Genomic DNA, 11656 nt, shown 5'->3' with positions numbered 1-11656 from the left:
CCTGCACCCTCACTTCGTCGCATTTGTTTTTTGATTAACGATCATTGTCTCTTTTCCCCGGCGCGGAATCAACTCCGATATGCGAATCGGCCCCTCGCCCGGAATCAGTTCGGGCCAAAAAAGCGAAGGTTTGACTAATTTGTCTCACCTCTTGGGCATGATGGCGCTAAAAGGCGGATGTTTGCGCTAGCTGCGACAAAGCCTGCTGTTCTTTTGCGAAGGACGCATGCTATAGCGCGGCCATCCGTAACATTCTTGCGCGGATCGGTATCCATCCGTAACGGATACCGGGAGGAACACTGCGCCGCATGATATTGCGGTAACGGGAGCTGAACATGAGCATCGGACGCGTGAACCCGGCCAAACGCCTCGAAGATCAGGGCATTACTGGTCTCGGCAACGTCTATTACAACCTGCTGGAACCCGCGCTGATCGAAGAAGCGCTCAAGCGCGGGGAGGGCACGCTCGGCAAGGGCGGTGCGTTCTACTGTTCCACCGGCGTGCATACCGGCCGGTCGCCGAAAGACAAGCATGTTGTGCGCACCCCCGATGTGGAAGACACGATCTGGTGGGAAAACAACAAGCCGATGGCGCCCGAGAAATTCGACGTGCTGCATGCCGACATGCTCGCGCATATGAAGGGCCGCGATTTCTTCGTCGAGGATCTGTTCGGCGGGGCCGATGCGGAAAACCGTCTCAATGTGCGGATGGTGACCGAACTCGCCTGGCACAGCCTGTTCATGCGCACAATGCTGCGCCGCCCGGCCCGGGAAGAGCTCGACACGTTCGAGCCGGACTGGACGATCGTCAACTGCCCGAGCTTCAAGGCTGATCCGGAGCGCCACGGCTGCCGCACCGAAACCGTGATCGCGCTGAACTTTGCCAAGAAGATCATCCTGATCGGCAATACCGCCTATGCGGGCGAGAACAAGAAGGGCGTGTTCACCCTTCTCAACTACATCCTGCCCGGCAAGGGCATCATGGCGATGCACTGCTCGGCCAACCACGCGATCGGCAACCCCGATGATGCGGCGGTGTTCTTTGGCCTTTCGGGCACTGGCAAGACCACGCTCTCGGCCGACCCGTCGCGCATCCTGATCGGCGACGACGAGCATGGCTGGTCCGACAACGGCATCTTCAACTTCGAGGGCGGCTGCTACGCCAAGACGATCAACCTCTCGAAGGAAGCCGAGCCCGACATCTACAACACCTGCTCGATGTTCGGCACCGTGGTCGAGAACATGGTCTATGACCCGGAGACGCTCGAACTCGACTTCTTCGACAACTCGCTCACCGACAACATGCGCTGTGCCTATCCGCTGCATTACATCAACAATGCCTCGGAAACCGCGCTGGGCGGCCAACCGAAGAACGTGATCATGCTCACCTGCGACGCTTACGGCGTGCTGCCGCCGATCGCGCGGCTGACGCCCGCGCAGGCGATGTATCACTTCCTCTCGGGCTTCACCTCGAAGACCCCGGGCACCGAAGTGGGCGTGACCGAGCCGCTGCCGACCTTCTCGACTTGCTTTGGCGCGCCCTTCATGCCGCGCCGCCCCGAGGTCTATGGCAAGCTTCTGGCCGAAAAGATCGCGAAAACCGGCGCCTCGTGCTGGCTTGTGAACACCGGCTGGACCGGCGGCGCCTACGGCGTGGGCAAGCGGATGCCGATCAAGGCGACCCGCGCGCTGCTCACTGGCGCGCTCGACGGCTCGCTCAACAACGCCACCTTCCGCAAGGATCCGAACTTCGGCTTTGAAGTGCCGGTGGCGGTGCATGACGTGGACACCACGCTCCTCGATCCGCGCGCGACCTGGGCCGACAAGGCGGCTTACGACGCGCAGGCGCAAAAGCTGGTGCACATGTTCGCCGAGAACTTCGCGCAATATGTGCCCTATGTGGACGAAGACGTGAAAGCCGTTGCGATCGGCTGATCGCCGCTTGATGGAATTGGAAAGGGCCGGGATTTCCCGGCCCTTTTCCTTTGGCGCGTCTATTTGCGGGTGCGTTTGACCTTGCGGGCGGTGGCGCGTTGCTTGGCCTTGAGCGCGGAGAACTTCCGCGCCAGCTTGAAGGGCTTGCGCCCGCCCTTGCCGCCGCCGGGCAGGCTTGCGCCCTCAAGTTCCAGCAGTTCAAGCTCGAGCCCACCAGTGACCGGAATGGCTTCCGCAAGCCGCACCAGAACGCGCTGGCCGATGCCGATCACAAGGCCGGTGTCGGCGCCGATCAGCTGCTGGGCGTCGCGGTCGTAATGGAAGAACTCGCGGCCCACCGCGCGGATCGGGATGAGCCCGTCCGCGCCGGTTTCATCCAGCTTCACGAAGGCGCCGAATTTTTGCACCCCGGAGATCCGCCCGGTGAATTCTGCTCCCACCCGGTCGCTGAGGTAAGCGGCCAAGTAGCGGTCGGTCGTGTCGCGCTCGGCCGCCATCGAGCGCCGCTCGGTCTCCGAGATATGCTGCGCGGTCTCTTCAAGCGTCTCGACATCCTCGCGTGAGAGCCCGTCTTTCCCCCAGCCATGCCCGGCGATCAGCGCGCGGTGCACGATCAGGTCGGAGTAGCGGCGAATGGGCGAGGTGAAATGCGCGTAAGACCGCAAGGCAAGGCCGAAGTGGCCAAGGTTTTGCGGCGCGTAATAGGCTTGGGTCATCGAGCGCAGGGTGGAGATGTTGATCAGTTCATCAAACTCGCTGCCCTCGGCTTGCGACAGAAGCCGGTTCAGATGTGCGGTCTTCAGGACCTGCCCCTTGGCAAGGGTGAAGCCGGAGGCCTGCGCCACTTCGCGCAACGACTCGATCTTGTCCGCACTCGGCTCCTCGTGCACGCGGTAAAGGAGCGGGCGGTGCAGCCGTTCCAGCTCCTCGGCGGCGGCGACATTGGCGAGCACCATGAATTCCTCGATCAGCCGATGTGCGTCGAGCCGGTCCTTGAACTTCACCGAGGCGACCTTGCCCGCCTCATTGATCACGATCTGCCGCTCGGGCAGGTCCAGATCGAGCGGCTGGCGTATCGCGCGGGCGCGGGCGAGCGCCGCGTAACAGGCGTAAATCGGCGCGATGATCTCTGCGACAAGCGGCGCGGTCTTGGCGTCGGGCTGGCCCTCATGCGCGGCCTGCACCTGCGCATATTCGAGCGAGGCAACCGAGCGGATCATGCCGCGGGTGAAGCGGTGCGCGATCTTGCGCCCGTCCTCGGAGATCTTCATCCGCACAGCAAGCACCGCGCGCGGCACATGTTCGTGCAAGCTGCACAGATCGCCCGAGAGCCGGTCGGGCAGCATCGGCACCACGCGGTCGGGGAAATAAGTGGAGTTGCCGCGGTTGCGCGCCTCGCGGTCGAGCGCCGAGCCGGGGCGGACGTAATGCGCCACATCGGCAATGGCGACCCAGAGAATATGCCCGCCCGCGTTTGCCGCGTCATCGTCGGGCTGGACGAAACAGGCGTCGTCGCGGTCGCGCGCATCGGCGGGGTCGATGGTGATGAAGGGGAGGTCGGTCAGATCCTCGCGGTCTCCGAGCCCTGCCGGGCGCTCCGCATCGGCCTCGGCGATGACCTCGTCAGGGAAATCATCGGGAATGCCGTGCTGGTGGATTGCGATAAGCGAGACCGCGCGCGGCGCGGCAGGGTCTCCCAGCCGCTCGATGATGCGCGCCCGCGGCAGGCCCATGCGGCCCTTCGGCCCGGATTGCTCGGCCTCGACCAGTTCGCCGTCCTTCGCCTCTGCCGTCGCACCCGCAGGGACGATCCATTCCTTCATGTCGCCCTTGTCGATCGGCGTGATCCGCCCGCCCTCGGCGCCCTTGCGGAAAATGCCGACGATGCGGTGACGCGCAACGCCGATCTTGCGGATGATCCGCGCCTCGTAGCCCTCTGTCACCTGGCTGAGCCGCGCCAGCACCCGGTCTCCCGCGCCAAGCGCCGGGTCTTCGCGCCGGGTGAGCACGGCGATTTGCGGCGCCTCGCCCTCCCATTCCACCGGGCGCGCCCAGAGATCGCCCTGCGCATCGGGCGCGAGGATTTCGAGCACCGTCACCGGGGGGAGGGCGCCGCTGTCATGGTAAGAGCGGCGGCGGCGCGCTACCGTCCCCTCGGCGGCCATTTCCTTGAGCAGGCGCTTCAGTTCGATCTTCGCCGTGCCCTTGAGGCCGAAAGCCTTGGCAATATCGCGCTTCGCCCCGGCCTCTGGATGATCGGAGAGCCAGGCGAGGATCTGTTCCTTGGTGGGGATCGGGTTCTGTGTCATGGCCCTGCCTAGCATGCGCGGGCAGGGCCGTTAAGCCACGATCAGCGCGTCGGCACCGGGGTCTCGCCGCGGTAATCGTAAAAGCCCCGGCCCGTCTTGCGGCCAAGCCAGCCCGCCTCGACATATTTGGTCAGCAGCGGGCAGGGGCGATACTTGGTATCGGCGAGCCCGTCATGGAGCACGTTCATGATCGCAAGGCAGGTGTCGAGGCCGATGAAATCGGCCAGTTCCAGCGGCCCCATCGGGTGATTGGCACCGAGCTTCATCGCCATGTCGATCGAGCGCACATTCCCAACGCCTTCATAGAGCGTGTAAACCGCCTCGTTGATCATCGGAATGAGGATGCGGTTCACGATGAAGGCCGGAAAGTCTTCGGCCGAGGCCGGGGTCTTGCCGAGCGTTTCGATCACGCCGATCAGCTCTTTGTAAGTTGCCTCGTCGGTGGCGATGCCGCGGATCAGTTCCACCAGTTGCATCACCGGCACCGGGTTCATGAAGTGCACGCCGATGAACTTTTCCGGCCGGTCGGTGCGCGAGGCAAGCCGGGTGATCGAGATCGAGGAGGTGTTGGTGGCGAGGATCGTTTCCGGTTTCAGATGCGGCAAGAGACTATCGAAGATCCCTTGCTTGACTGATTCGCGTTCGGTCGCGGCTTCGATCACAAGATCGGTCTGGCCGAGTTCGGAAATGTCGAGCGTGGTGCGGATGCGGCCGAGCGCCGCATCTTTCTGGGCGGCGGAGATCTTCTCGCGGCTCACCTGGCGGTCGAGGTTGCGGGTGATTGTCGTCATCGCCTTTTCAAGGCTTTCGGGCGCGACATCCGTGAGGATCACCCCAAAACCGGAGAGCGCAAAGACATGGGCAATGCCGTTGCCCATCTGCCCTGCGCCCACGACACCCACCGTCTCGATCGTCATTTTCGTTCCTTCCTTCGGGTTGGACAAAGCCTAAGCCCGATGCTGCACTGCGGCAAGTGGTATTCTAATTGTCTCAATTTTCCCTTTAGGCCTTTGGCAAGGCTTTCCGGCCACCCTGCCTGTGGGTGAGTCGAAAAACTAAGGTGGGATGTATGGCCTTCGAGTATTCGGGCAGTGGTGCCCTTGACTATTTTCCGTGCAGGTATGGCAAGTCCAAGTTATTGTTCCGGGGTCCGCGTCGCGATCTGACCCAACCGTTCGTGGGGGCGTTCGGCGGCACGGAGACCTATGGCAAGTTCATTGCAGACCCTTGGCCCGCGTTGCTGGAAGAGCGGCTGCGCTTTCCGGTGGTGAACTTCGGGTATGTCAATGCGGGGATCGATGTTTTCTACAGCGAGCCGCAACTCCCGGAGATCACCAAGGCCTCGAACCTGACGGTGATCCAGCTTTTGGGTGCGCCGAACATGTCGAACCGGTTCTATGCCGTGCATCCGCGCCGCAACGACCGGTTCCTGCGCGCGTCGAACATGATGCGGGCGATTTTCGACGATGTCGATTTCACCGAGTTCAATTTCACCCGCCACATGCTGACCACGTTGAAAGAGCGTGCGCCGGACCGGTTTGACACGGTGGTGGCCGAATTGCGCACCGCCTGGGTTGCGCGCATGCGCGGCCTGCTCGACCGGGTGGCGGGGCCGAAGATCCTGTTGTGGGTCACCGATTATCAGGCGCCGCTGCAAAGCGATCCGCTCGGGCCGGAGCCTCTGATGATCAGCAAGGAGATGGTGGCCGAGGTGGCACCGCTTGCCGATAGGCTGGTGAAGGTAGCGCCCTCGAGCATGGCGCGGTCTACCGGCACGGTGGGGATGCATTTCGCGCCGCTCGAAGAGCCCGCGGCGGCAACCGTGGCCGGGCCGATCGTGCATCAGGAGATCGCCGAGGCGCTTGAACCCGAAGTGAAGCGCTTCCTCTGATCCGGGTCAAAAAGCAAAAGCCCCGCCGGTTGGCGGGGCTTTCGTTTGTTCCGGGGCCGCTCAGAGCTTGTCGGTCAGTTCCGGCACGGCGGCAAAGAGGTCCGCGACGAGGCCGTAATCGGCCACTTGGAAGATCGGCGCCTCTTCGTCTTTGTTGATCGCGACGATGACTTTCGAGTCCTTCATCCCCGCAAGGTGCTGGATCGCGCCAGAGATGCCGACGGCGACATAAAGCTCGGGCGCGACGACCTTGCCGGTCTGGCCAACCTGCCAGTCGTTCGGGGCAAAGCCACTGTCGACCGCAGCGCGCGAGGCGCCCACGGCGGCGCCGAGCTTGTCGGCGAGCTTCTCAATCAGCGCGAAATCCGCTTCCGAGCCGACGCCGCGGCCGCCCGAAACAACGATTTTCGCCGAGGTGAGCTCGGGACGATCAGAGGCGGCGACCTTGTCTGCGACCCAGCTCGAGAGGCCCTTGTCACCGGCGGCCGCCACGGCCTCGACCGGGGCAGAGCCGCCCGCGCCGGTCGCCTCGAACGTCGCGGTGCGGATCGTGGCGATCTTCACCGGATCGGCGGATTTCACCGTCTGGATCGCGTTGCCGGCATAGATCGGGCGCTCGAACGTGTCGGCATCGACAACGCCGATGATGTCGGAGAGCACCATCACATCGAGCAGCGCCGCGATCCGCGGCAGCGCGTTCTTGGCGCAAGCGGTCGAGGGGGCCACGATATGCGTGTAGCTCGGGGCGAGCGAGACGACGAGATCGGCGAGCGGCTCAGCGAGCCCATGCGCATAGGCCGCGTCATCGGCGGTGAGCACCTTTTCCACGCCATCCAGCGCGGCCGCCGCGGCGGCGGCATCGGCCACACCGGCCCCGGCCACGAGGACCGTCACCGGGCCCATTTGCTTGGCCGCCGTCAGCGCCTTCGCGGTCGCATCGGTGGCAAGGCTCGCGCCATGAAGTTCGGCAATCAGCAGAACGGCCATCAGATCACCCCCGCATCTTTGAGTTTGCCGACGAGTTCGTCGACCGAAGCCACGCGCACGCCCGCCGAACGGCCGGCCGGCTCGGCGGTTTTCACCACCGTGAGCCGCGGCGTGACATCGACGCCGTAATCGGCGGCGGTCTTTTCGGCGAGCTCTTTTTTCTTCGCCTTCATGATGTTGGGAAGCGAGGCATAGCGCGGTTCGTTGAGACGCAGGTCCGCGGTGATGACGGCGGGCAGCTTGATAGTGATCGTTTGCAGACCGCCATCGACCTCGCGAGTGATCTTGGCGCTCTCGCCTTCGATCGCGAGTTCGGAGCAGAAGGTGCCTTGCGACCAGCCCAGCAGCGCCGAGAGCATCTGGCCGGTGGCGTTCATGTCATTGTCGATCGCCTGTTTGCCGGCGATGATCAGCCCGGGCTGTTCTTCCGCGGCCACCTTGGCGAGGATCTTCGCCACTGCGAGCGGCTCGATATCCTGATGCACGTCATCGGTGGCAATCACGAGGATCGCGCGGTCGGCCCCCATCGCGAGCGCGGTGCGCAGCGTTTCCTGCGCCTGCTTCACGCCGACGGACACGACGACGATCTCGGTCGCGACGCCCTTTTCCTTCAGACGGATCGCCTCTTCCACGGCAATCTCGTCGAACGGGTTCATCGACATTTTCACGTTCGCCAGATCGACCCCGCTGCCATCCGCTTTCACACGGACTTTCACGTTATAGTCGATCACGCGCTTCACAGGTACGAGGACCTTCATCGGCGGTGTCTCCCTAAGTTACCAGACTGCCCCCGGAGGGGGCGGATTCCCGTTTCGGCAATTTTGTTACAATGCGAGTGCAGCAAAAGACAGATGAAAAACGACGCAGTGCGCTGTCGCTACGTCACGTCGCGACACGGATCGGCGGAGATTCGCGTCTCTGTGCCCGGTGCGGCTCAGGCCTTGGTGAAGAGCCAGTCCTGTGCGGGCAGTGGCAGGATGCGGCGCGCGAGCGCGGCCAGCCAGGTCGCCTTGGTCACATAGTAATGCGAGCGCGGTTTCGGGTCGGTGAGCGCGCGCAAGAGCGCCTCGGTGACCGCCGAGGCGGGCAGTTCGAACCGGTCCGGCTTGCCCGAGGGGTGATAGAGGCGTTTGAGCAGGGAGCTTTCATATTGCGCGCGGCGCGCCGAGGCTTTCCAGTCTACCCAGCGCTCGAAATGCGGGATCGAATTGAGCCGGAACCGGGTCGGAATCGGGCCGGGGTTGATCGTCACGATATGGATGCCGGTGTCGCTCATCTCGCGGCGCGCGCAATCGGTAAGGCCTTCAAGCGCGAATTTCGTGGCCACATAGGCGCCGCGCCAGCGCACGCCGATCAGGCCCAGTACCGAGGAACACTGCACGATCCGGCCCTCGCCATTTTCGCCTTGCGCGCGCATCACGTGGATCGCGCGGATGGTGAGGTCGTGCAGCCCGAAAAGGTTCGTTTCGAAGATCTCGCGCAGCGCGCCCACGGGCAGGTCTTCCACCGCGCCGGGGCAGGCAAAGGCGGCATTGTTGAAGAGCGCATCGAGCCGCCCGCGCCCGCGCGCGAGCGCCTCGTTGAAGCCCGCGTCGATCGAGGCCGGGTCGCTCACATCGAGCGCGAAGGAGGTCAGCCCCTCGGCCCGCAGCCGTTCGCAATCCTCTTCCTTCCGGCAGGTGGCAAAGACCTTCCAGCCCGCCTTTTGCAGCCCATGCGCCGCGTCGTAGCCGATGCCCGACGAGCAGCCGGTGATGAGAATGGTCTTTGCCATGATACGCCCCCGCTGGCCCCCGATCTGCCTCAGGGGATAGGCGATGGCGGGCGCCGGGGCAACATTCTTGGGGCACCGGTGCGCCGCCGTGCGGCCCCTGCGGCGTTTCGTGCTGGACCGAAGCGCGGTCCCGTTTTACACGGCAAGGATGAAGAGCGACGACGATACTCCGCCCCCATCGACCCATTCCGAACCCCTGGTGCGCGCCATTGGCGAGCGCTATCTGACCTATGCGCTCTCGACGATCATGCACCGCGCGCTCCCCGATGCGCGCGACGGGCTCAAGCCCGTGCACCGGCGCATCCTCTTTGCGATGCGGGAGCTGCGGCTGGCCTCGACCGGGGGGTTCCGGAAATCGGCGAAGATCTCGGGCGATGTGATGGGGAACTATCACCCCCATGGGGATGCGGCGATCTATGATGCGATGGCCCGGCTCGCGCAGGATTTTGCCATGCGCTACCCGCTCGTGGACGGGCAGGGCAACTACGGCAACATCGACGGCGATGGCCCGGCGGCGAGCCGCTACACAGAGGCGCGGATGGCGCCGCCCGCCGAGGCCTTGCTCGAAGGGCTGGCCGAGGATGCGGTCGATTTTCGCCCGAACTACGACGGCACGCTGACCGAGCCGGTGGTTTTGCCCGCCGCCTTCCCGAACCTGCTGGCAAACGGCGCCTCGGGGATTGCGGTCGGCATGGCGACGAATATCCCGCCCCATAACCTCGATGAACTCGTCGAGGGCTGCCTTGCGCTGATCCGCGACCCGGAAACCACCGACGTGGCGCTGGTCGATCTGATCCCCGGGCCGGACTTCCCCACCGGCGGCGTGATCGTGGAGCCGAAAGCCAATATTCTTGAAGCCTACCGCACCGGGCGCGGCGCGTTTCGGCTGCGCGCGCGCTGGGCGGTGGAAGACCTTGGCCGCGGGCAATGGCAGATCGTCGTCACCGAGATCCCGTATCAGGTGCAAAAGGCAAAGCTGATTGAGCGGCTCGCGGAGCTGATCGAAACGAAAAAAGTGCCCGCGCTTGCCGATGTGCGCGATGAAAGCGCCGAGGATGTGCGGATCGTGCTTGAGCCGCGTGCCCGCACGGTGGAGCCGGCGCAACTGATGGGGATGCTGTTTCGCAACTCCGAGCTGGAGATCCGCTTTTCTCTCAACATGAACGTGCTGATCGACGGGCGCGTGCCGAAGGTCTGTTCGCTCAAGGAAGTGTTGCGCGCCTTCCTGGACCACCGCCGCGAAGTGCTGTGCCGCCGCTCGCGCCACCGGCTGGAAAAGATCGCCAACCGGCTTGAGGTGCTGGAGGGCTATATCATCGCCTTCCTCAATCTCGACCGGGTGATCCAGATCATCCGCACCGAGGATGACCCTAAGGCCGCGCTGATCGCCGAGAACTGGGCGACCGAGGCGGGCGTTGCGGTGCATCTGACCGAGGTGCAGGCCGAGGCGATCTTGAACATGCGGTTGCGCAGCCTGCGCCGGCTCGAGGAAATGGAGCTGCGCGCCGAACGCGACAGCCTGCTCAAGGAGCAGACCGGGCTTGAGGCGCTGCTTGGCTCTGAGAAGGCGCAGTGGAAGAAGATCACCTCGGAACTGGGCGAGGTGCGCAAGGCTTACGGCAAGGGCACGAAGCTCGGCGCGCGGCGCACCGATTTTGCCGAGGCGGGCGATGTGGCCGAGGTGCCGATCGAGGCGATGATCGAGCGCGAGCCGATCACCGTGATCTTGTCGCGCATGGGCTGGGTACGGGCTTTGAGGGGGCATCAGCCCTTGGATGCCGAGGTCAAGTTCAAGGATGGCGACGGACTCGCCTTCGCGCTCCATGCCGAGACCACCGACAGGATTGTGCTGATGGGCTCGAACGGGCGCGCCTGGACGCTTTTGGGGGCCAACCTCCCCGGTGGGCGCGGCATGGGCGAGCCGGTGCGGCTGCTGCTCGATCTGCCCAACGAGGTCGAGGTGACGCATGTGCTGGTGCCCAAACCCGGCGAGAAGTTCCTGCTCGCCTCGTCGGAGGGCGACGGGTTCTTGGTGCCGGGCGAGGAGATGATCGCCTCGACCCGGACCGGCAAGCAGGTGCTCAACATGGCCGAGGGGACGCGCACGAAGGTCTGCCGTCTGGTGACAGGCGATGCGGTGGCCTGTGTGGGCGAGAACCGCAAGCTTCTCGTTTTTGCGCTTGAGGAACTCCCCGAGATGGTGCGCGGCAAGGGCGTGCGGCTGCAGAAGTTCAAGGATGGGGGCTTGAGCGATGCGATCACGTTCCGGCGCGCCGAGGGGCTGAGCTGGAAGGATCCGGCCGGGCGGACGCGCACCGAGTTGGATCTGGGCGAATGGCAGGCCAAACGTGCCTCGGCCGGGCGCATGGCGCCGCGCGGCTTCCCGCGCGACAACCGCTTTACCTGATCTGCTGTCGGGCGCCTGCGCGCCCGACCCGGGCGGGGGGCTGCCGCCCCCCGCACCCCCCGCTTTTCGTGGGGGCGGTGCCCCCACACCCCCGCGCCGGGGGCGGCGCCGGAACCGGGCTTGCGCGGCGAAGCTTTCTGCCTTTCGTCGCAGCGGGTCTGCGCGAACCGGGCTTGATTTTTCTGCGTATCGGCAATAGGGAACGCGCCATATTCCACACTGGGCCGACGCCGGCCCCCGAACCAGAGGCGCCCGGAAATGGCAAAGGCAAAGTTTGAACGGAACAAACCGCACGTCAACATCGGCACGATCGGCCACGTTGACCACGGCAAGACGACGCTGACGGCTGCGATC

9 protein-coding genes are annotated in these 11656 nt (G+C 64.5%); 4 read left to right on the top strand and 5 right to left on the bottom strand.

Translation table 11 applies throughout. The annotated features are described in order from the left end of the window. Positions 1-335 precede the first annotated feature (335 nt). Positions 336-1934 (top strand): phosphoenolpyruvate carboxykinase, encoded by a 1599-nt coding sequence (locus CRO22_RS03440; protein ID WP_097068672.1) that lies wholly within the window; start codon positions 336-338, stop codon positions 1932-1934. A gap of 59 nt (positions 1935-1993) precedes the next feature. Here the strand turns inward: CRO22_RS03440 and rnr are convergent, their stop codons facing one another. Both rnr and CRO22_RS03430 read right to left on the bottom strand, forming a co-directional pair. Beyond that, positions 1994-4243, bottom strand: a complete 2250-nt coding sequence (gene rnr / locus CRO22_RS03435; protein WP_097068671.1) for a ribonuclease R — start codon at positions 4241-4243, stop codon at positions 1994-1996. A 41-nt stretch (positions 4244-4284) separates the two neighbouring features. Then, positions 4285-5160, bottom strand: coding sequence for a 3-hydroxybutyryl-CoA dehydrogenase (locus CRO22_RS03430; RefSeq protein WP_097068670.1), 876 nt, complete (start codon positions 5158-5160; stop codon positions 4285-4287). Between the two features lie 152 nt (positions 5161-5312). Between CRO22_RS03430 and CRO22_RS03425 the strand changes: the two genes are divergently transcribed. After that, positions 5313-6134, top strand: coding sequence for a DUF6473 family protein (locus CRO22_RS03425; RefSeq protein WP_097068669.1), 822 nt, complete (start codon positions 5313-5315; stop codon positions 6132-6134). Positions 6135-6194: 60 nt separating this feature from the next. On the opposite strand, the gene CRO22_RS03420 is transcribed toward CRO22_RS03425, so the two are convergent. The 3 genes from CRO22_RS03420 to CRO22_RS03410 form a co-directional block, all read right to left on the bottom strand. Further along, positions 6195-7121: an electron transfer flavoprotein subunit alpha/FixB family protein gene (locus CRO22_RS03420; protein WP_097068668.1), complete on the bottom strand. Its 927-nt coding sequence runs from the start codon at positions 7119-7121 to the stop codon at positions 6195-6197. After that, the gene (locus CRO22_RS03415; protein WP_097068667.1) at positions 7121-7879 is read right to left on the bottom strand and encodes an electron transfer flavoprotein subunit beta/FixA family protein; all 759 of its coding nucleotides are present in this window, start codon (positions 7877-7879) and stop codon (positions 7121-7123) included. The genes CRO22_RS03420 and CRO22_RS03415 overlap by 1 nt, the downstream gene beginning before the upstream one ends. A 176-nt stretch (positions 7880-8055) precedes the next feature. Further along, positions 8056-8895: an SDR family NAD(P)-dependent oxidoreductase gene (locus CRO22_RS03410; RefSeq protein ID WP_097068666.1), complete on the bottom strand. Its 840-nt coding sequence runs from the start codon at positions 8893-8895 to the stop codon at positions 8056-8058. A gap of 148 nt (positions 8896-9043) precedes the next feature. Between CRO22_RS03410 and parC the strand changes: the two genes are divergently transcribed. Together parC and CRO22_RS19410 are read left to right on the top strand one after the other, a co-directional pair. Continuing rightward, complete coding sequence (gene parC, locus CRO22_RS03405) at positions 9044-11302, top strand: DNA topoisomerase IV subunit A (RefSeq protein ID WP_097068881.1); 2259 nt, start codon at positions 9044-9046, stop codon at positions 11300-11302. A gap of 258 nt (positions 11303-11560) precedes the next feature. Continuing rightward, positions 11561-11656: GTP-binding protein (locus tag CRO22_RS19410; protein WP_141399411.1), on the top strand; the 96-nt coding region annotated here is incomplete at its 3' end.

This window comes from Rhodobacter maris, assembly GCF_900217815.1.
In the GTDB taxonomy this organism is placed as follows: domain Bacteria; phylum Pseudomonadota; class Alphaproteobacteria; order Rhodobacterales; family Rhodobacteraceae; genus Rhodobacter; species Rhodobacter maris.
The sequence above is the reverse complement of the archived record's forward strand: the minus strand, read 5'-3'. Positions and strand labels throughout refer to the sequence as shown.